Source organism: Comamonas sp. BIGb0152, from assembly GCF_024809975.1.
Classification (GTDB): Bacteria; Pseudomonadota; Gammaproteobacteria; order Burkholderiales; family Burkholderiaceae_C; genus Comamonas.
In genome coordinates this window covers 82,450-103,067 of sequence record NZ_JANUDY010000005.1, presented here as the reverse complement: position 1 = coordinate 103,067, position 20,618 = coordinate 82,450, and the positions used below count along the sequence as shown (strand labels likewise).

Sequence of the window (20,618 nt, the reverse complement as noted above, 5' to 3'; positions counted from 1 at the left end):
GGCAGACGCGACCATGGCAGACAACCCGCCTCCCGCAGCGATACCCACGCCGCCGGAAAAACGCAGTTTTCCGATGTCGGTAACCTCGCGCATCCTGCTGATGCTGGTGATTCTGGCCGTGGGTATTGCCGTGGTGTTTGCCCTGACCTTGCAGGGCCTGCGCCGCACCAACCAAGCCTTGCAGCAGCTGTCGAGTGTGGAGATGGAACAGCTCATTGCCAGCACACGGGTAATGCAGCAAAGCGAGATGATCGGCAGCTACGCCCGCCTGGTGGCCATCACCAATGACATCGGCGAGCGGCGGCTGAACATGGTGGAGCTGACCGACCGCATGGGCTGGCTCGACAAGCTGCTCGGCGAGATGACGCAAAGCCGGCAGGAGGGCGCCATCGACCCGCTGATGCAGTCCAAGCGCAATGCGCTCAATGCCAATGTGCAGAAGCTGAGCCAGGCGATCTTTCAGCCGGCGCAGCATGGCCTGGATGACCGCGCCGTCTTCCAGCTGGTGGCCGAGAACCAGATGCTGGCCACCGATATGTCCTTGCTGGCCAGCCGCGCGGCGGCCGACTTGCGCCGCCAGCTCAATGAGCGCAGCGTGCAGCTGTCCCGGGACGTGGCAGCCCAGCAGAGCAACCTCAACTGGCTGGTGGCCGTGCTGATCTTGTGCGTGGCCATGGCGGGCATCTACATGCATGCCTCGGTATCACGGCGCCTGGTGGCGCTGCGCCGCGAGGTGAGCAATGACGAGTTTGGCGGCATCTACGCCGTGCCGCAGCAATGGGGCGATGAGATCGACCAGCTGGGCCGGGCCATTGCCTCCTACAAAAAGCACCTCAGCGACCACGCCCGCTCGGCCCAGAATGCGGTGCGCGCTAAAAACCGCTTTCTGGCCGGTGCCAGCCACGACTTGCGCCAGCCGGTGCAGGCGCTCAATCTGTTTCTCGAAACCCTGCGCGGCTCGGGCCTCAATACCCAGCAAGCGGTTGTGCTGGAGCATGCGCGCGCAGCGCTGGCGGCCAGCCGCGAGATGCTCGACACCTTGATGGACTATTCGCGCATCGAAGCCGGCGTGCTGGACCCCAAGTTGCAACCGGTGGCCATTGCCGGCTTTCTGCGCCGGCTGGAAAAGGAGTTCGGCCCCCAGGCCGATGCCAAGAACCTGGTCTTTCGGGTGCGGGATAGCGAGGACTGGATCTACACCGACCAGTCGCTGCTGTTCATGCTGCTGCGCAACCTGGTCTCCAACGCGCTGCGCTACACCGACCAGGGCGGCGTGCTGCTGGGGGTGCGCAAGCGCGGCCTGCAGCGCGTCATCGAGGTCTGGGATACCGGCCTGGGCATCGAAGCCGAAAACCACGACCTGATCTTTCAGAAATTCCGCCAGGTGGGCGAGGACCAGCACATGGGCACCAAGGGCCTGGGCCTGGGACTGGCCATCGTGCGCGAGCTGGCCGATATCCTGAACGTGCAGGTCGCGCTCTCATCGATACCGGGGCGCGGCAGCGTGTTTCGGGTCAGCCTGATGGCCGAGGCCGTGCCCGCGGGCGGCTATGGGCTGGTGGCGGGGCTGTGGGAGCAGCCCGATGATGGCGACTACTCGTCGCTGCATGGCCTCAAGGTGCTGGTGGTCGATGACGAGCCCCTGGTGCGCGTGGGCCTGACCAGCATGCTGGAGCAATGGCACTGCCAGGTGATGAGCGCGGCCAATGTGGACCAGGTGCAGCGCCTCATCGGCCATATGCAGGAGAGCAACAGCAAGCCCTTTGATGTGGTGCTGACCGACCTGCGCCTGTCGGCCACCGAGGACGGCAGCATGGTCGTCATGGCCCTGCGCGATGCCACGGCGGAGCACCCGCCTTGGCAGCAGATGCTGCCCCATTACGTGATCCTGACCGGCGACACCGCCCCCAAACGGCTGCAGATGGCCAACAGCCTGGGGGCCACCTTGATGCACAAACCCATCGACCCGCGCATGCTGCACAGCTTGCTGTCGCGCGAGCTGCAGCTGCGCTGCGATATCGAGGAGTTCATGGAAACCCAGCCACCTGCAGATATCGACTTGCCCACCGACCGGGCATGAAAAAACCCGCCGGGTCTGTTGATTAGACCGGCGGGCTTTGCGCTTGCAGTCGCGTTCGAAAACGCAGCGAGCTTTATTCGGACAGCTGGCGCATGGTTGCCTGGTCCAGGCGGCCGCTTACCGACAAGCCTTGGTCTTGCTGGAAGGCGCGCAGCGCGTTCTGGGTGCGCGGGCCTGCGGCACCATCAGGCGTGCCTACGTCGTAGCCCAGTTCGTTGAGGCGCTGCTGCGCCTGCTTCATGCCCATGCGCACATTGGTCTTGGCGCCGGGTGCCGAGGTCTGGCTGGGCGCTGCTGCGCCATCCACACCCAGACGACCGCCGCCGCCCAGGCCCTGGCCCTTGACGGACTGGGCGCTGTAGTTGCGCAGCGCCTGCACCATTTGGTTGTAGGCATCGACGAAGGCAGCGGACACGACCTTGCCTTGCGAGGTGTTGGAGTAACCGCCCATGCCGGCACCAGCCGCGCCGCCGAACAGGGTGCCAAAGCCGCCCCAGTCGGTCTTGCTGGCATTGCCGGTGGATGAGGACACCTGCACGCCCGAGCGGTTGTCCACCAGGGTCAGCATGGCCGAGGCTTCACGCGTCTTGCTGCTGGCTGCCACACCGGCCACTGCGCTGCCGCCACGGCCACCCAAAATGCCACCCAGCGCTGCGCCAAAGCCGCCGGCATTGTCTTCGCTGAAGGTCACCTCAGGCGTCAGACCATAATCCGATGCGACCACCTGGCCCTTGCCGAAATTGCTGCCCTTGCGCATTTCGCCGTTGTCCATCATGGCGCGCTCGCGGGTCATGGCGTTCATGCCGGCTGCACTGCGCTCAACCACCACAAAGCAGTTCGATTGCTGGATCAGCACACGCAGCAGATTGGCCGTGGGCGGCAGGCGGTATTCATTGCGCAAAATGGTGTACCAACCGGCTTGCTGGTTCTCGACCAGGGACACGGTGCCCACGGGAGAATCGCATTTCTCCAGTTGGCTGTTCTCGCCCTGGCTGCTGCCGCCAGCGGCGCCGCCGGTCACCATGTTGTTGGTGCCGCCACCCAGCTTCATACCGGTGCTCTCGCAACCTGCCAATGCCAAAACGGCCAATGCCGCCAGTGCTGCCTTTTTCATGTCGCTCTCCCGCAAATAAATCAGTTGTGTATTCAAAGAGAGCCTGAAATTACTTCCAGGCTCGATGACTTCGATGGCATATCTTTGCTTTGCGCTGCCGACAAGGGACACCTTGCTCCAGAAACTTCGGCTTGAAGAGTGATATCCACTCTTAAGCGAGGTTGTTAGAAAATGTCACCAAAATCACGACGTGCAGCACATGGCCGCTGCATTATCCTCGTAATTTATCAATCAATCCATTCAGTGCATCCAGTGATCCGAACTGGATGACCAATTCCCCCATCTCTTCGAGCTTGCCCGCGCGTTTGACCCGCTTTTTCACCCGCACTTCCACCTCGGCCATCAGCAGGTCCGACAGCTCTTCTTCCACCCGCTTGAGATCGCGTGATTTCGCCGCCTTGGCCCTGACCGGGGTTTCTCCCGAGAACTCGGCGCTGACCTTTTTGACCAGGCTTTCGGCCTCGCGCACGCTGAGTTTGCGGGCATTGATCTGGTTGGCAGCGGTGATCTGCGCGGCACGGTCCAGCACCAGCAGGGCACGGGCGTGGCCCATGTCCAGGTCCCCGGCCATCAGCATGGTCTGCACCGGCTCAGCCAGGTTCAACAGGCGCAAGAGATTGGAGGCGGCCGAGCGCGAGCGGCCCACCGCCTGCGCTGCCTGCTCATGCGTCATCTGGAACTCGCCCACCAGGCGGGACAGGCCTTGGGCCTCTTCCAGCGGGTTGAGGTCTTCGCGCTGGATGTTCTCGATCAGCGCCATCGCGGCGGCGGCCTCGTCCGGCACCTCACGCACCAGCACCGGCACCTCGGCCAGGCCGGCAATGCGGGCTGCGCGAAAGCGCCGTTCACCAGCAATGATTTCGTACTTGCCCGCGTTGTCGCCCGATGCCAGCTTGCGCACCAGGATGGGCTGCATGATGCCCTGGGCCTTGATGCTTTCGGCCAGCTCGTAGAGGGCGCCTTCGTCCATGCGCGTGCGCGGCTGGTAGACGCCGGGCACCATCTGGTCGAGCAGCAGCTGGTGCGGCACCAGGGCTCGGTCGTCAGCGGCAGGCACCGCATCTTCGACCTTGGGGCCCAGCAATGCTTCGAGGCCGCGTCCCAGCCCCTTGGGTTTCTTGGTAACCATGTCTTAATTTACCTTTGTTGGTTCGGCCATCAACTCGGCCAGCAGCGCCTGGCCCAGCGGCCAGTCCCCCAGGCCGGATTCGGCATTGATATGGCCGCATGCGCCCTGGTCCACCCAGCGTGCGCCCCAGTGGCCCGCCAGCCACTGCGCGCGCTCGGCGCTGCAATAGGGGTCGTTTTGGCTGCCCACCAGGATGGCGGGAAACGGCAGTTTCTGCAGCGCAATCGGCGACCAGCCAGGGATCTGCTCGGCCAGATCGGGCCGCTCCACATCGCCCGGGGCCACCAGCAGCGCGCCGCGCACCTTGCGGGCCGCTAACGGCGAATGCGCGGCCCACCAGGCCGTCAGGATGCAGCCCAGGCTGTGGGCCACCAGCACCACCGGTTCGGGCGCATCCAGCACTACATCTTGCAGGCGTGCGGTCCAGTCGCCGCGCTTGGGGTGCAGCCAGTCGTGCTGCTGCACGCGCTCATAACCCAAGTCTTGCTCCCACACCGTTTGCCAATGGCCCGGCCCGCTGTTTTGCCATCCCGGCAGCAGTTTGATGGACGAGGTTTCAATGCTCATTTTTTAATAGCAAAAAAGCGCCACCGTACTGCGCCGTTTCAAAAAAATCAAACCCTTATTGTGCCCGAATGTCCATGGCGTGCAATGCGCGCCCCATCGCCCTGCAGGCGGCTATGAAAAAGACCTCCGCATGCGGGGCATGGGAGGTCTTGGATCGGCAGCGGCCAAGGCCGGCCGTCACTTCATGCGCTTGATGCGCTTGACCATTTCCTTGGAGAACTCCAAAAAGGCCTTGCTGCCCTTGGCCGAGGGGTCGAACACGACGCCTGGCAGGCCATAGCTGGGCGCTTCGGCCAGGCGCACATTGCGGGGGATGACGGTGTCGAACACCTTGTCGCCAAAATGCTCGCGCAGCTGGTCGCTGACCTGCTGCTGCAAGGTGATGCGCGGATCGAACATGACGCGCAGCAGACCGATGATCTCCAGATCGCGGTTGAGGTTGGCATGCACCTGCTTGATGGTGTTGACCAGGTCGGTCAGGCCTTCGAGCGCAAAGTACTCGCACTGCATGGGCACGATCACGCCGTGGGCCGAGCACAGGCCGTTCAAGGTAAGCATGGACAGGCTGGGCGGGCAGTCAATCAGCACAAAGTCGAAGTCGGCGTCGCAGGCTTCCAGCGCGGCCTTGAGGCGCTTTTCACGGCGCTCCAGCTCGACCAGCTCGACCTCGGCACCGGACAGCTCGCGGTTGGCACCCAGCACCCAGTAGCCGCAGCGCTCGGATTTGACGGCCGCCTCCTGGATGGTGCTGGATTCGAGCAGCACGTCGTAGACGGAGGTCTCCAGCGCCCGCTTGTCGATGCCCGAGCCCATGGTGGCATTGCCTTGGGGGTCCAGGTCGACCAAGAGCACGCGCTGCTTGATCTTGGCCAGGCCGGCCGCCAGGTTGACGGCGGTGGTGGTCTTGCCAACGCCGCCCTTTTGGTTGGCGATACAGAAAATTTTTGCCATGAGAACTCGCTTGTCCACTAACTTATTTGGTCAGGGCCAGCTTGAGGCCAAAACCAATCAAAAACACACCCGCTGTTTTCTCCAGCCATTTGACCAAGGCCGGATTGGCGCGCAGGCGCTCGGCCAGCATCTTGGTGATCAGCACCACCACCGAGCAGTAGGCCAGGCTGATCACCGCCACGGTCGCTGCCATCACCGCAAATGTGGGCAAGCCTCGGTGGGTGGCCGGATCCACAAACAGCGGGAAAAACGCCATGTAGAACACAATGGCCTTGGGATTCATCATGGTGATGAGAAAGCCTTGCTTGAAATAATGCCGGGGCGCAATTTTGATCACAGGCTGGTCGCCAGGTTTGGCCGTTATCAGCTTGTAGCCAATCCAGGCCAGGTAGGCCGCGCCCAGCCATTGCACGGCGTGAAAGGCAGCTGGGTACGCGGTCATTACCGCCGCCACGCCAGCGACCGCCAGCCACATCAGCACCTGGTCTGCGGCCATGCAGCCCGCGCATACGGCCAGACCGGCCTTGATACCGCCTTTGCCCGTGGAGGTGATCAGCGCCAGGTTGCCGGGCCCTGGAATCATCAAGAACAGGAGCACGGCGAAGACAAATGCACCATAGTCAGAAATGCCAAACATGTGCCGTCCTCTGCGATGGAAACTTTGAGTGTAAACGACGGCCCTGCTTGCCAGCCAGCAAAAAGTGCGTTGTTACCGGCTCAAGCGTCAACAAACAGCCCCGAAAAATCGGGGCTGATAGACGAGCATTCCAGTGGTGCGGCTGCGATCCGCAAGACGGGGCTATGCCGCCTGCTGCTGCATCCAGACAATGCAGCGCTCGGCATCGAGCCCGGGCACCTTCAAAGGCTCGATGCCCAGCACCTGCACCGTGGCTGGTAGCAGGGCCAGCTCATCGTCCGGGCGCTTGGCCTTCATCGCCAACCAAATGCCATCGGCACGCAAGGTCTGGGCCGACCAGGCGGTGAAGTCCTGCAAGGCGGCAAAGGCACGGCAGCTGACCACGTCGTACTGCTGGCTCAACTGCTCCACCCGCGACTGGATGCCATGCAGATTGCGCAGCCGCAGCGCAGCAGCCACTTGCTGGATAAAGGCCACCTTCTTGCCCACGGTATCCACACAGCTCACATCCAACTGGGGCAGGCAGATCGCAAACACGACGGCCGGCAGTCCGCCGCCCGAACCCACATCAAGCAGCTTGGGAGCCGGCAAACCCTTGGCTGCCAGGTGGCGTGCCAACGGCGGCACGGCAGCCAGGCTGTCGAGCATATGGAGGGTCAGCATCTCTTGCGGGTCGCGCAGCGATGTCAGGTTGTAGACCTTGTTCCACTTTTGCAGCAGATCCAAAAAGGCCATCAGCTGCTCAATCTGTCCATCGTTCAGGGACAGGCCCAGCTGCTCTACCCCGTCGCGCAACGGTGCTTCCAATAGTGCGCTCATGCAGTGGTTACCTCTTGTGCGGTGTTGAAGCCTTTAAAGCCACCCTTTTTCAAATGCACCATCAAAAGGGAAATGGCAGCTGGCGTGACGCCAGAAATACGAGAGGCCTGGCCCAGGGTCTCAGGGCGGTGGGTTTGCAGCTTCTGGCGCACTTCAAACGACAAGGCGATGACCTGCATATAGTCCAGCTCGGCGGGCAGGCGCAGTTTCTCGTAATGCGCTGCGCGCTCCACCTCGTCTTTCTGGCGATCGATATAGCCCGAGTACTTGGCACCCACCTCAACCTGCTCCAAGACCGATTCGGTCAGACCACCCAGTGTTTCACGTGAAACATCGCTGGATTGGTAGGCGCCTTCATTCATGCTCATCAAGGTGGCGTAATCCACCCCTGGGCGGCGCAGCAGATCGAACAGGTTGTATTCGCGCTCCATGGCCTTGCCCAGAACGCGTTCAGCTTCTTGCGCAGATACGATCCGTGGGTTCACCCAGGTGGCTTTGAGGCGTTCTGTTTCACGTGAAACAGCATCCCGCTTGCGGCTGAAAGACTCCCAGCGTGCATCATCGACCAAACCAAACTTGCGCCCCTCTTCAGTCAGGCGCATGTCGGCATTGTCTTCGCGCAGCTGCAGGCGGAACTCTGCCCGGCTGGTGAACATGCGGTAGGGCTCGGTCACGCCCTTGGTGATCAGGTCATCGACCAGCACGCCCAGGTAGGCTTCGTCGCGGCGCGGCGTCCAGGGGCCTTCGCCCCGGCACTGCAGTGCCGCGTTCATGCCGGCAAACAAGCCTTGGGCAGCGGCCTCTTCGTAGCCAGTCGTGCCATTGATCTGGCCGGCAAAGAACAGGCCCTGGATCTGCTTGGTCTCAAAACTGTTCTTCAGCGAGCGCGGATCGAAGTAGTCGTACTCGATCGCATAGCCAGGCCGCAGGATATGGGCGTTCTCCAGGCCCTTCATGCTGCGCACCAGTTCGTACTGGATGTCGAAGGGCAGGCTGGTGGAGATGCCGTTGGGGTAGTACTCGTGGGTGGTCAGGCCCTCGGGCTCCAAAAAGATCTGGTGGCTTTCCTTGTCGGCAAAGCGGTTGATCTTGTCTTCCACGCTGGGGCAGTAGCGCGGCCCTACCCCTTCGATCTTGCCGGTGAACATGGGGCTGCGGTCAAAGCCGCTGCGGATGATCTCATGCGTGCGGGCATTGGTATGGGTGATGTAGCACGGCATTTGCGCCGGGTGCATGGATGCCTTGCCCATAAAGCTGAACACTGGCAGTTGCCCTTCGTTCACCCCGCCGGGCATGCCGTCACCGGGCTGGGTCTCGCACTGGCTGAAGTCGATCGAGCGCCCATCGATGCGCGGTGGCGTGCCGGTCTTCAAGCGCCCTTGGGGCAGCTTCAGCTCTTTCAGACGTGCCGACAGGCTGACAGCGGGCGGATCACCGGCGCGGCCGGCGGCATAGTGGTTCAGGCCCACATGGATCTTGCCGTCCAAAAAGGTGCCCGCCGTCAGCACCACGGTGCGGCTGCGAAAACGGATACCCACCTGGGTAACGGCGCCAACCACCCGGTCGCCCTCGACCATCAGGTCATCGACCGCTTGCTGGAACAGCCAGAGGTTGGGCTGGTTCTCCAAGGTCTCGCGGATCGCCGCCTTGTACAGAATGCGATCCGCCTGGGCACGGGTGGCGCGCACGGCAGGCCCCTTGGAGCTGTTGAGAATGCGGAACTGGATACCACCCTTGTCAGTGGCCAGCGCCATGGCGCCGCCCAGTGCATCCACTTCCTTGACGAGGTGGCCTTTGCCAATGCCGCCGATGCTGGGGTTGCAGCTCATCTGGCCCAGGGTTTCGATGTTGTGGGTCAGCAGCAGCGTTTTGCTGCCCATGCGGGCAGCGGCCAGCGCTGCTTCGGTGCCGGCATGGCCGCCACCGACAACGATGACGTCAAATTCTTGCGGATAGGTATAGGGGGTTTGGCTCATAGGGCCTCGTTCCAGGGCTCGCAAGGCAGCTGCCTTGCATGCAGTCATGCCCTTCTGCAGCCCTTTGACAGAATGGCGAATAGTCGGTTTTGCCCGCTATTTTAATGACTTGGGGGTTTACACGCGGGCAGCCGTGTTATTGCGCCGCATCCACCCCTGCTGCAAAGCCTTGTCAAAAGGGATAGCATGGTTCGCCTTAAACCTTCACTGGAGATTTGTCGATGAAGCTGTATTTCTCTCCCGGCGCCTGTTCGCTGTCGCCCCACATCGCCTTGCTGGAAGCCGGTCTGCCCTTCACCCTGGAGATGGCCAGCACCAAGACCCACCAACTCAAGGACGGCACCGATTTCTACACCATCAACCCGCTGGGCTATGTGCCGGTGCTGGAGCTGGACAACGGCCAGCGCCTACGCGAAGGCCCAGCCATCGTGCAGTACATCGCTGACCAGGCCCCTGCATCCAAGCTGGCCCCCGCCAACGGCAGCTTTGAGCGCTACCAGCTGCAAGAGTGGCTGGGCTTTATCGGCACCGAGGTGCACAAGGGCTTCTCCCCGCTGTTCAACCCCAATATGCCCGACACCGTCAAAGACATGGCACGCGTGCAGGTGCTCAAGCGCCTGACCTGGGTGGATTCGCAACTGGCGGGCAAGGATTTCCTGATGGGCGCGAACTTCACCGTGGCCGATGGCTACCTGTTCACCGTCTGCGGCTGGAGCAAATTTGTGGGCGTAGACATCAGCGGCCTGCCCAACCTGGCCAACTTCCTGCAGCGCGTGGGTGCACGCCCTTCGGTGCAAAAGGCCATCGCAGACGAAAAGCAGTAAGCGCCAAGCTTGCCATTCCGGGTTGTGTTTCACGTGAAACACAACTCGGCGGGCCCAGCGTTCGATGGTCTGTTTTGGGATAAAGACCCTGGTCTTGACCTTCACACCGTGTCAGCTTTCAAGATCAGGCCATCAACCACTGAAAAGGAAAACCAGATGCAAAACACCTTCCAAGTCCAAGGCATGACCTGCGGCCACTGCGAGCGCTCCGTCACCCAGGCCGTTCAGCAACTCGATGCCCAGGCCACCGTGCAGATTGACCGCGCCCAAGGCAAGGTGGTGGTCGAGTCCAGCCAGCCGGCCGACAAGATTGCCGCGGCGATTGCGGCCGAAGGCTACCAGGTCCAGTAAGCATGGCCAGCCCGTCACGCAAACCTGCAGCGGAGCGCGCCATTGCCTGGCCGGTGTCCATCAGCAAAGCGGCCCAGCTGGCGGGTATTTCGTCGCGCATGGCGCGCCACTATGAGTCGCTGAACCTGCTGCCCCAGGTGCACCGCAGCGACAGCGGCTACCGGCTCTACACGCAGTCGGATGTGCACACCCTGTCCTTCATCCGCCGCAGCCGGGACCTGGGCTTCTCGATGGAAGAGATAGAAAACCTGCTCAACCTCTGGCACGACAAGCAGCGGGCCAGCAGCTCGGTCAAGGAGATTGCGCAAAAGCATATCGAGGCCTTGCGCGAGCGCATTGCCGCGATGAAAGCCATGGAGCGATCGCTGCAAACGCTGGTGCACAGCTGCCACGGCGACCAGCGCGCGGACTGCCCTATTCTCGACAGGCTGTCGGACCCCAGTGCAGACCCGGACGCTGCCAGCTGCTGCAAGCATTGAGGGGCTGGACAGACAAAACCGCCTCCGGCATAAAAAACGCGCTCCTGGGAGCGCGTTGTCGTTTCTGGGGTCCTGAAGATCAGAACGGACTGGAATCGGGATCCTCGTCCACCGGTGCGGATTTGGGACCCGTCTGCGTGCCTCCGGCCTTGCCAGACGCATGGAAAGGCTGAGCCGCCCCTACCCCCTGGCTGATGGGCTTGACGGGCGCTGCAGCCCCTTCCAAGCGCACTGCTGCAGGTTTATCGCCTCGGTCCGGCAGTTGGCCCAGCTCAGTGCGGCCTTCGCCGCCGAGGGCCTGGATCAGGTCGGGGATCATCTGGCTGAACTCTCCGGTGGCAATGGCCACATCGGCGTCAAAGCCGCCATCTTCGCTGGCCCCTTCCATCACCACATCGAGCAAGGCCACCTTTTTGAGCTGCAGGCCTTCGGTCAGCACAAAGCTCACCCGGTCGTCCCAGGTCATGGCCAGCTTGGTGGGTAGCTTGCCCTGGTCGATATGCTCGCGGATCTCGTCGATACCCAGCGGGTGGCGGGCATAGCGCACCACGGCCTTGGATTCATCGGCACTTTTGAGCTCGCACTCCTGGTCGATGCTAAAGCCCGCCGGCGCGTCATAGCTGTGCAGCCAGGCGGACATCGCGCCCTGGGGGCTGCTTTGGGTGTCGATCAGCGCCACCGCAAAGCCTGGCGAGGCTTCCACCAGCATCGTGATCACCTCGTCGGCACGGCCCTGGCTGCTGGTGTCCAGCACCAGCAGGCGCGCCTGCGGGTCCATCCAGATCCACAGGCCGCCCTGCTTGGTGAAGGCCATGGGCAGCAGATCGAGCTTGCACTCGTCCTTGAGCTCCTGCTTTTCCTTCTTGCCGGGCTTGCGGCCTTCCTGGGCTTCGATCTGGGCGAGCTTCTCATCGACCTTGCGGTTGAGCACGCTGGCGGGCAGCATCTTGCTCTCGCTCATCAGCCGCAAGATCCATTGGCCACCCACCGATTCGACCATGGCACCGTGCTCTTCGCCCCGGGGCGGCACCCAACCGGTGGACTTTTCCTGGGTGGCACCGCACTGCTCAAACTGCTGCTTGGCCAAGGCCGTGTCCAGCGCGACCAGGTCGGGCTGCCAGGCTTCGGAGATACGGTAAAAAATCATGTTCTTGAACATGCCATTCCTTTGTTCTGGGCGCTGCTGCCCAGGGCGAGCAAGCTTTAAAAAAACACAAAGCGGCCATGGTTTGCCGCAATGATCTGCCGTCCATTGTGCCGCGAATCCGAGCCGATTCTGGCCGATGAACCGCGCAAAAAAGCCGGGCTTTGGATGGGTTGACAGGCACAAAACCGGCACGCCGCCTGGTGCCACCACAACCAAAATTGGTAAATCTTTACACAGCCATACCATCCAGCGACGGCGCTATTACATGGCAGGCGGACACTGCAGTCATCGCATAAGACATCACCACCCGGAAAGGAAACACCATGTCTCTCCTGCAACGCAGTGCCATCGTTACCGCCATGCTGGCCAGCCTGACGGTCTCCAGCTTCGCCCAAACCACCAGCGCTCCGGCAGCGGCGCCTACCGCGCAAAGCGCGCCAGCCCCGGCCAAGAAGGCCCACGGCCCAGAGGCACGGGAAGCACGTGAGGCGCATATGGCCAAGCGCATGCAGGCGCTCAAGGCCTCGCTCAAGCTCAATGCCAACCAGGAAACCGCCTGGAACAGCTATATCGCCGCAGTCAAACCCCAGCGCCCTGCCCCTGGCGAGCGCCCCGAACGCCCGGATTTTGCCAAGCTGACCACGCCTGAGCGCATTGACGCCATGCAAGCCATGCACACCAAGCACCAGGCGGCGATGGACCAGCGCAACCAGGCCACCAAGGCCTTCTATGCGAGCCTGACACCCGAGCAGCAAAAGACCTTTGACAGCGAAACCCTCAAAATGCATGAGCGCCGTGGACGCGGCCCGGATGGCAAGGGCCCACATGGTCACAAACATCAAGCCCCAAATCCGAAACAGTCTGTTCCGCCGCTGGACAGCAAATAAGGCCCAGTGCCCTCTTCAGGGCTTGCCGGCCTTCTGACCAGCCCCCATGCGCAGCGCCTGACACGCTGCGCATTTTTTTGCCCGTGATAGCGTCAGCGGTTGCATACAGGCAACATCCAGCTTTTGCTGACAAAAGCGCCTGTAGTCCAGGTGTAACATTATTTAATGCAATACCGCCCTCTTCTCTCCGCCCTTGGCTTGTGCGCGCTGACGGTCTGGAGTGCTTCTGCCCATGCGCAATTCGCCGACAAGCGCAACACCCCTACCTTGTACCTGCAAGCAGGCGTTGCCGAGCGTGATGCGCGAACGCTCTCCGTTGGCTCCACCATCCCGATGGACTGGAAGACCTTCTGGTGGGGCCATCCCGTCACCGCCCACTGGGACATGAGCCTGTCCGCCTGGAGATCGGACCGCATGGAGCAAGAAGGCAGCCGCACCATTGCCGTTGTCGGTCTGGTGCCCACCATGCGTTTTCACAGCAAGAGCCAGTACCCCTGGTTTGTCGAAGCCGGTCTGGGCGGCTATGTCTCCAGCAAGCTCTACGAAAGCCGCGACAAGCGCTTCTCGACTGCCTTTAACTTTGGCACCCATATCGGCGTGGGTTACTTCACCGGCATGCGCCGCGAGAACGAATGGTCGGTACGGCTGGAGCATCTCTCCAATGCCTCGATCAAACGGCCCAACCCAGGTGAGAACTTTGTGCAGCTGCGCTACGCACGGCACTTCTGATCTTTCCTGCCCCTCTTTTCCCCTTCATACCGCCTGCTTGGCGGTATTTTTTTGCCCATGCCCCGCCAGTCTGCCGGGCAGCACGGCGCAGGCCTGGTATCACCAGCGCCAGCGGACTCCAGCATCGGGATTTGGCCGCCACCCCCGTACCCCGCCAGGGAATCTGCCCATCTCCTCGCCAATGCCACCAGGCTGCGATGCAAGCCCCACCGCTGTCCACACCCTGCCCGCCCCTCGTCAAAGCGCCACAGGCCTTCCTGTCGCCTCTGGGTGCCATTCCCAAGGCCGCCACCACGTAGCTAGGGATCCTCTGCAAAACCCTCGCCCAAAGGGATGGACGCGGATCGGGATGAGCCGCAAGGCGTCTTTTGCAGTCAATAGCAGGCTATTGACAAGAAAGACAACGTAGCGGATCGCCCGAGACCGCGTTCAGACCACGGCAGGGAGTTTTGCAGAGGGTCCCTAGGCCCAGCCAGAAAGACAGCCCGGCAGCTCCTGCCGCACAACAGTACTTGGCCAATGCCTAGCCCCAAAAGCGTGGCAAGCCATGTCGCTGTGACAAATCAACATCTAAAAGTATAGCTAGCACCTATTCTGTACTGTGCGTTTGCGCACAGTCAGGTGGGGTATGAACCAGCATGGGCGTCGGCCTAAAGCGCAGTGGCAAACAGCTGCCTCGATCACCCATCTGGTCACTGCGTCTTCTCCGAACCTTTCCGACTTCATAACGCGAGCGCGCTTGCCGAGCCTGAAAGGCTGGATGGCGCTCTCGCCAAAAGGAGGGGGCACTTTTCACAGTGTGGGAAATTTCGAGATATGAAATCCTGCCAAGCTGGGCTTTGGTTTTTCTTTTATTTTCTTTAAAAGAATAGTAGGTAGTAGTAGAAGGGCGCCACTTTCTGTGGATAAGTAGGAAAGAAAGATAACTTTCAGAAGCTTGCAATTTATCCAACCATGTTGAGCATACCCGTGCATCCCTGTCACTGTAAAGTGGATAAGTAAAGGTCTTGGGGTATTTCTGTGGATAACATGATTTGGTTGTAGATGTTATGCACAGACATTCAAGGCGGTGGAAATTCAGGCAAGCTATTGATAAATATTGGTTTGTGCGCTAACCAGAGGTGACTGACACCCAGAGGAGGGGATTCAGCACGGCTTGGGTCCCTTTGCCAGAGGCCCTGCACTTTTATCCACAGCCCTTAGGGAGCTTTTGGGCCAAAGCGCAGGTTCCGATTTGGTCAATACAATCTGTGGATAAGTTTTTAGTGTCTATGAAACAAGGGCTTATGGCGGCTTGGGGCTGTGGGCCAAGGGGGCTTTTCCGGTGCATGGTCGTGGCGCAAATCTGCGCTACGCAGATGCTCTGTGGATAACATTGGGGTTGTTGTGGAATTACACCCATGGTTATCCACAGATCTTCTGCAGCCCTTCGCGTGGCCGACGATCGCGCATGCCTGGTGGGCTTGGGGTTTGGCGCTGGCAATACCGAGTCAAATCAATGGACTGCCTAAATGCGATGGCCGCAGAGGGTGTACGGCTACGCCCGCATTTTCTCGTTCTTGGTGTGCAAGAAGCTGCGCCTGCCGGTAGCAAAGGCGCATGTGAAGAACTGGGGCAAACAGCGACCGCTGGTGGCCGTTTGGCGCTGCCGAAAGCGCTTTGCCAAGTGCCCTCGTGCGGCGGGGGTGGCCAAGCCTTTGGGGTACCCCGCCGGCCCACGGCGGGTTGAGGCTGTGGCTGGAGATGGCTGGGCCCCACCGAAGCAGGGCTGGCCAAGCCCGCACCTGCTGCGGCAAACGCTTTGCTTTAGGGCCAGCTGGTGATTGCCGCAATGCGCTAGGCGGGCGCTCACAACCCTCGCCCAATGGGATGGATGCGGATGCACCGCAAGGCGTCTTTTAAAGGCAAGCGCTAGCTATTGCCGAGGAAGACAACGCTGCGGATCGGCCGAGCCCGCGTTCAGACCAAGGCAGGGAGTTTTGCCGAAGATCCCCTGCGCTGCAGATGGAGAGCGCGGGGGGAGATTGGATTGCCATCTGCGCGCCTGGCGGTGCGGCATGCGCGCATAGCCCTTGCAGCCATCCCGCGCCCCGAGACGGCGCGCAAGCCGACATGGCTGGCCGTTGGCAATGCCTGTGCCTGGTCAATGCCGCATTTTTGATTCCTAAGAGACCAAAAAAGGCCGGTGGGCTGATGCGCTTGCCTGAATGCAGGCTGTGCTGCCCCTGCCAAGGCCTGGTTTTGATCAGCGGGGCTGCCGGCTTTCGGGCCGTCAGGGGCCTGGCCTGGGGGAGCCAGCGATGCGGATGAATTTTGAATTTGAATAATTCAAATAAATTGAATTAAAAGAGCATTTACTTCAGATTTGCCACGAAATATTTACCCGGATCTGAATGCATAAATGCTTATTTTTTATGCAAATAATCCAAAGAGGTGGGCGATGTTGTCAACAACTTATCCCTGGTAAGCCTGTGCATAAATTTTCATATCGTGAGAAATGCCGCAATGTGAAATTGCAGCTGCAGATAGTTATACACATGGCTACCTGGAGAAGCTTCCTCTACGATGGCCTACATTTGTGGACAAGTAAAGGACTTATGCCATAAAACGACAGCCAGCTTTTGATGGCGTGGTTATCCACATCGTGCGCTGAAAAGGCCTCCGAGGCGTAAGCTGTGCATAACTTGGCTTGGAAAATTTGGAGATATGCACAGAGGCAGGAAGAATTTCTATTTAAAAATAGATATCTACATTGTTATCAACAGATATCTGAGAATAACTTCCCTGCGAATAAATGGCTGAAATCGGCAGATAAACCTCTTATTCTGTGGATAAATTTGTGTACAGGTAGCTTGACTAGCAAATGCACTATGCCAGGGCACTCTATGAGATATGGAACACTTTACTGTGTTTTTGCCTACAAATAGCTATATAAAGCGTCGTATGCGGTTGGATGTGCCAAAATTCCGAGCGCCCTCAATGAGGTAGGGTGTTGTGGATATCTTTTTTCTCATGCTGAGACAGGTTGCAAAGTCAGGATTGTGTATAAGATGTGTATATATTTATGGGTTGTTCACATAAAAGCATGCTGGGCTTTTGCAGCGCGAGGATGCATGGTCTGGCAAGCCCATTCAGCCCATTTGAACGACGCAAGCTTGGGGATGCAGCCCGGGTCAGGTGCGGTCTGGCCAACTTGTATGTCGCTGCGCTGCGCACTGGTCCTGGTTTTGGCTCCGGCTCCGGCGTTAGTGCTGGGTTGCCAGAGTGCCGAGAAGCGGTGGTGTCACCTGGGCAGCGAGCGGGGTTCGCTTACATAGCGCGTTGTGCCGTGCTGAGCCATCGGGGGCCACGCTGTGGGGAGCCGAGCCAGGCTGGCAAGAGGCGCTTACACGGCCCAGCAGGCCGAAGGTTGACGATGGGGATGGGTGTCACCGTCCGGGCGTCTCCGACTAGGCACCCCCCGACTGGGCGTTCCCGACTAGGTGCCCCCGACCACGCAGCAAGCCACAGGCAATACAGACCGACGACAAGGCTTGCTGCGGCCGGCCAGATAACGACGGACCAGGGCCTGTGTGTGGGGGCGCTAAGCGCCGCTCACACGACCTAGCAAACTGCAGGCTTGCGGTTGAGCCTTGGCGTTCCCGACTAGGCGTCCCCAACTAGGCACCCCCAACTAGGCGTCCCCAACTAGGTGTCAAGCCGTAGGCAGTTCAAGCGTACGACAAGGCTTGGCGGGCCGGCGAGGCAACACCCTACCAAGGCCTGTGTGGAGAGGCTCTAAGCCCGGGTCTGCAGCCCTGACGCCTGAAAGTGCGCGGCAAGAGGCAGCGGGTGCCGATAAGGGGGAAGAGGGATGAGGGAAGATGAGGGTGAAGGGAATGGCGAGAGAAGGCCGGGGGACGGTGGCGCAGATAGCGCAGTTAGCGCAATGGGCAGGCGTAAAAAAGCACCGCCAGGCGGTGCTTTATGCAGGAGGCTGGGCGGGGGCCCGTTCAGCGCTCAGGCTTCGGCGTCCTCATCCGTAGCCGTGCGAATGGTTTCGCGGTTGCTCTTGTCGCGCATCTTGGCAACGTCGGTGTCCAAAGCGCGGTGCAGTTTTTCCAGTGCGGCGTTGAAGGCTTCCGCGACCTTTTCGGCCTCGGCGTTGACTGCCAGGGGCTGGCGGCCGGTAGCCCGGGTCTCCATCACACAGCGCTTGCCTTTGCCGCCGTTTTTCAGGGCGTCCACATCGGTGAGGTAGACCTCCACCCGGGTGACATATTCACGAAAGCGCGAAAGCTTGTTTTGTACCTCGGTTTGTGCCCATTGGGAGAGGGAATCTCCACCTTGGACATTGTCGCCAGCGTGCACTTGAACTTGCATGGATGTGCTCCTTTCTCGAACATGCTGGGCTGCCGCCCAGCTTTGACAACCGGATGCAGCAAAAGCCATAGGCCTGCGGCATGTTGTTAGACACATCCTAACTCGCAAAACTGCAACAAAGACCGCGACATGGTCAATATGCGTAAAAGCCCTGAGAAAGATCAAGCGTCCTACAGCCTGCGGGGCGGGGTGTCGGACGCAGCAGCAGGGCGCTGATTGGCTTGAAGGGGTGCAATCTGACCCCAGGCAGGGCTTGCGATTAAAGAGGGCTGATGCCCTCAGCGTGCTCTGAATTTCGCAGCAGACAAGCGATACAGCACGTGGGCGCGCAGTGGGTGATCGGCAGCCAGGGCAGGGTGGTCAAAATCGCCAGCGCTGTCTCGCGTCATCCGCAGCCGCTGCATCAGCGCCTGCGATGGCCGGTTGCTGGTGGTGGTGAAGGCAACGATTTCGGCCAGCTGCAGGGCCTCAAAACCGACCGCCAGTGCGGCCTCCGCTGCCTCGGTGGCAAAGCCCTGGTGCCAGGCATCCCGTGCAAGGCGCCACATGATTTCCACACAGGGAGAAAAAGGCAGATCGGCCTGGGGCACATGCAGGCCGACGATGCCGATAAATTGCTGGTTATCCAGCCGCTCCACGGCCCAGACGCCCCAGCCGCGCTCTGCCATCAGCGCCTCGCAGCGGTCGGCCATCGCATCGCTTTGCGCCCGCGTCAGCGGCGCGGGAAAGTAGCGCATGACCTCGGGGTCTGCCGTCATTGCCGCAAAGGCCTCCCGGTCTTGCGGCTGCCATTGGCGCAGCTGCAGGCGGTCGGTGCGGGGCTCGATCAGCGGGTGGTTCATGGTTGCTGCTCCAATAAAAAAGCGGCTCGCACACAAAGTATCTGCGTGAGCCGCTTGGGGATCAAAAATGCCAACCGCAGAGGGCCGTGCGCTGCACCAGCCCACTGCGCTGCGCCATCAGTGGTGGTGGCCGTGCGCGCCATGCACATGGCGGTGGGCAATTTCTTCCTCGCTGGCAGCGCGCACGTCGACGACCTTGCCGCTAAAGCGCAGCGCCAGGCCCGCCAGGGGGTGGTTGCCATCCAGGTGCACTTCGGGGCCCTTGATCTTCTTGACGTAGAAGGCCTGCGGCTCGCCGCGTTCATTGGCGCCGCGCAGCTGGCCGCCCACCTTTACGCCTGCCGGGAACTCGCTCTTGGGGATCACGCGCACCAGGCTCTCGTCACGCGCGCCAAAGGCGTCTTCCACGGCCAGATCCACGCTGGTGCTGAAGCCCGCAGCCTGGCCTTCAAACGCCGCTTCCACCTTGGGGAAGATGTTTTCATAGCCGCCATGCAGGTAGGCGAGGTTGCCGCTGTCCAGCGGTTTGCCTTGTGAATCGGTCACCTTGTATTGGATGGTGACGGCGCAGTCTTTGCTGATGTTCATGGTCTTGTTCGAAGAGTCTGGCGAAACCGCAAGTGTAGAGGTTCGCACTGGGTGGCCGCCTGGCGCACCCGGATGGCAGGGGCGGGGCCAAGGGTTTGGTGATTGTCATGCAAACGGCTTGCTCTCCTACGGATACATGCTGCAGCGCAGCGCGAGACTGGCTCTTTGTGACCGCTTTTTCGGTCGAAAGGATGAAGAACATGGTTCAGCAACTCGCAGGCAAGGTGGCCTATGTAACGGGCGCCGCCAGCGGCATTGGCAAGGCCATCGCCGATCTGTATGCGCAGCAAGGCGCCAAGGTGGTGATCGCCGACCTGAAGCAGGAAGCGGCCGAGGCGGCGGCCAAGGATATCGAGAGCAAGGGCGGCACCGCCATGGGCCTGGCGGTGGATGTCACCCAGGAAGACCAGGTGGATGCCTCCGTCGAAGCCGCTGTCAAGGCCTATGGCGGCATCGACATCTTGGTGAGCAATGCCGGCATTCAGATCGTCAAGCCAGTGCAGGAATTTACGTTGCAGGAGTGGCAGAAAATGCTGGCCATCCAGCTCGATGGCGCCTTCCTCACCACCCGCGCCTGCATCAAGCACATGTATGCGCAGGGGCGGGGCGGCAGCATCATCTACACCGGCTCGGTGCATTCCAAAGAGGCCTCCAAACTCAAGGCGCCCTATGTGACGGCCAAGCATGGCCTGGAAGGCCTCGCCAAGGTGGTGGCCAAAGAGGGCGGCCCGCAGGGCGTGCGCGCCAATGTGATCTGCCCCGGCTATGTGCGTACCCCGCTGGTGGACAAGCAGATCCCCGAGCAGGCCAAGGAGCTGGGCATCAGCGAAGCCGATGTGATCAAGAACGTGATGCTCAAAGACACCGTCGATGGCGAGTTCACCACCGTGGATGACGTGGCGCGCGTGGCCTTGTTCTTTGCCGCTTTCCCCACCAATGCGTTGACGGGGCAGTCCATGATCGTCAGCCACGGCTGGTTCATGGAGTGATGCCGGCCCGCTGATCGGGGGACCAAGGCATGCCAGCGCGCCACTCCGCCCGCCGCTGATCAGCGATTTGTTACATGGTTTGCAGTCTGCTTTGCACACCGGCCCCACGGGGAAACCGCCTCTGCCCGACAATGGCGCCTTGGCCAA

The 20,618-nt window shown here is 60.9% G+C and carries 18 protein-coding genes; 7 read left to right on the top strand and 11 right to left on the bottom strand.

Features of this window, described 5'->3' with window-relative positions:
- The first annotated feature begins 13 nt into the window (after window positions 1-13).
- Entirely contained in the window at window positions 14-2,080 is a 2,067-nt protein-coding gene (locus tag M2375_RS11460) for a hybrid sensor histidine kinase/response regulator (protein WP_259166509.1), read from the top strand.
- A gap of 73 nt (window positions 2,081-2,153) precedes the next feature.
- Here M2375_RS11460 and M2375_RS11455 read toward each other — a convergent pair whose 3' ends face one another.
- The 7 genes from M2375_RS11455 to mnmG all read right to left on the bottom strand — a co-directional run bounded on the left by M2375_RS11455 (window position 2,154) and on the right by mnmG (window position 9,273).
- On the bottom strand, window positions 2,154-3,194 hold the full coding sequence (locus M2375_RS11455; protein ID WP_259166506.1) for a peptidoglycan-binding protein: 1,041 nt from the start codon (window positions 3,192-3,194) through the stop codon (window positions 2,154-2,156).
- A gap of 211 nt (window positions 3,195-3,405) precedes the next feature.
- The gene (locus M2375_RS11450; protein ID WP_259166505.1) at window positions 3,406-4,323 is read right to left on the bottom strand and encodes a ParB/RepB/Spo0J family partition protein; all 918 of its coding nucleotides are present in this window, start codon (window positions 4,321-4,323) and stop codon (window positions 3,406-3,408) included.
- Window positions 4,324-4,326: 3 nt separating this feature from the next.
- Window positions 4,327-4,890, bottom strand: coding sequence for an RBBP9/YdeN family alpha/beta hydrolase (locus tag M2375_RS11445; RefSeq protein ID WP_404979315.1), 564 nt, complete (start codon window positions 4,888-4,890; stop codon window positions 4,327-4,329).
- Window positions 4,891-5,067: 177 nt separating this feature from the next.
- The gene (locus M2375_RS11440; protein ID WP_259166498.1) at window positions 5,068-5,841 is read right to left on the bottom strand and encodes a ParA family protein; all 774 of its coding nucleotides are present in this window, start codon (window positions 5,839-5,841) and stop codon (window positions 5,068-5,070) included.
- A 22-nt stretch (window positions 5,842-5,863) separates the two neighbouring features.
- Complete coding sequence (locus M2375_RS11435) at window positions 5,864-6,478, bottom strand: LysE family translocator (protein WP_259166493.1); 615 nt, start codon at window positions 6,476-6,478, stop codon at window positions 5,864-5,866.
- Between the two features lie 162 nt (window positions 6,479-6,640).
- Window positions 6,641-7,297, bottom strand: a complete 657-nt coding sequence (gene rsmG / locus M2375_RS11430; protein WP_259166491.1) for a 16S rRNA (guanine(527)-N(7))-methyltransferase RsmG — start codon at window positions 7,295-7,297, stop codon at window positions 6,641-6,643.
- Entirely contained in the window at window positions 7,294-9,273 is a 1,980-nt protein-coding gene (gene mnmG / locus M2375_RS11425) for a tRNA uridine-5-carboxymethylaminomethyl(34) synthesis enzyme MnmG (RefSeq protein WP_259166476.1), read from the bottom strand. Before mnmG ends, rsmG begins: the two co-directional genes overlap by 4 nt.
- Before the next feature lie 221 nt (window positions 9,274-9,494).
- Here mnmG and gstA point away from each other — a divergent pair, with 221 nt between their 5' ends.
- From gstA to cueR, 3 genes are all read left to right on the top strand, one after another.
- Complete coding sequence (gstA, locus tag M2375_RS11420; protein ID WP_259166458.1) at window positions 9,495-10,097, top strand: glutathione transferase GstA; 603 nt, start codon at window positions 9,495-9,497, stop codon at window positions 10,095-10,097.
- 156 nt (window positions 10,098-10,253) lie between these two features.
- On the top strand, window positions 10,254-10,448 hold the full coding sequence (locus M2375_RS11415; RefSeq protein ID WP_259166456.1) for a heavy-metal-associated domain-containing protein: 195 nt from the start codon (window positions 10,254-10,256) through the stop codon (window positions 10,446-10,448).
- A gap of 2 nt (window positions 10,449-10,450) precedes the next feature.
- Window positions 10,451-10,927 carry a Cu(I)-responsive transcriptional regulator gene (gene cueR, locus M2375_RS11410; protein ID WP_259166443.1) on the top strand — a complete coding sequence of 159 codons (477 nt, stop codon included), beginning with the start codon at window positions 10,451-10,453 and terminating at the stop codon, window positions 10,925-10,927.
- A 79-nt stretch (window positions 10,928-11,006) separates the two neighbouring features.
- On the opposite strand, the gene M2375_RS11405 is transcribed toward cueR, so the two are convergent.
- Window positions 11,007-12,086, bottom strand: a complete 1,080-nt coding sequence (locus M2375_RS11405) for a recombination-associated protein RdgC (protein WP_259166432.1) — start codon at window positions 12,084-12,086, stop codon at window positions 11,007-11,009.
- 311 nt (window positions 12,087-12,397) lie between these two features.
- Between M2375_RS11405 and M2375_RS11400 the strand changes: the two genes are divergently transcribed.
- Window positions 12,398-12,961: a Spy/CpxP family protein refolding chaperone gene (locus M2375_RS11400; RefSeq protein ID WP_259166431.1), complete on the top strand. Its 564-nt coding sequence runs from the start codon at window positions 12,398-12,400 to the stop codon at window positions 12,959-12,961.
- Window positions 12,962-13,126: 165 nt separating this feature from the next.
- The gene (locus M2375_RS11395) at window positions 13,127-13,690 is read left to right on the top strand and encodes an acyloxyacyl hydrolase (RefSeq protein WP_259166429.1); all 564 of its coding nucleotides are present in this window, start codon (window positions 13,127-13,129) and stop codon (window positions 13,688-13,690) included.
- A 3,999-nt stretch (window positions 13,691-17,689) separates the two neighbouring features.
- Here the strand turns inward: M2375_RS11395 and M2375_RS11390 are convergent.
- The 3 genes from M2375_RS11390 to M2375_RS11380 form a co-directional block, all read right to left on the bottom strand.
- Complete coding sequence (locus tag M2375_RS11390) at window positions 17,690-18,052, bottom strand: HPF/RaiA family ribosome-associated protein (protein ID WP_182326195.1); 363 nt, start codon at window positions 18,050-18,052, stop codon at window positions 17,690-17,692.
- Window positions 18,053-18,330: 278 nt separating this feature from the next.
- Entirely contained in the window at window positions 18,331-18,894 is a 564-nt protein-coding gene (locus M2375_RS11385; protein ID WP_259166417.1) for a GNAT family N-acetyltransferase, read from the bottom strand.
- A 117-nt stretch (window positions 18,895-19,011) separates the two neighbouring features.
- A complete protein-coding gene (locus tag M2375_RS11380) occupies window positions 19,012-19,482 on the bottom strand; it encodes a peptidylprolyl isomerase (protein WP_259166416.1) in 471 nt (156 codons plus the stop codon).
- A 200-nt stretch (window positions 19,483-19,682) separates the two neighbouring features.
- Here M2375_RS11380 and M2375_RS11375 point away from each other — a divergent pair, with 200 nt between their 5' ends.
- Window positions 19,683-20,471: a 3-hydroxybutyrate dehydrogenase gene (locus tag M2375_RS11375; RefSeq protein WP_259166413.1), complete on the top strand. Its 789-nt coding sequence runs from the start codon at window positions 19,683-19,685 to the stop codon at window positions 20,469-20,471.
- Window positions 20,472-20,618: the final 147 nt, after the last annotated feature.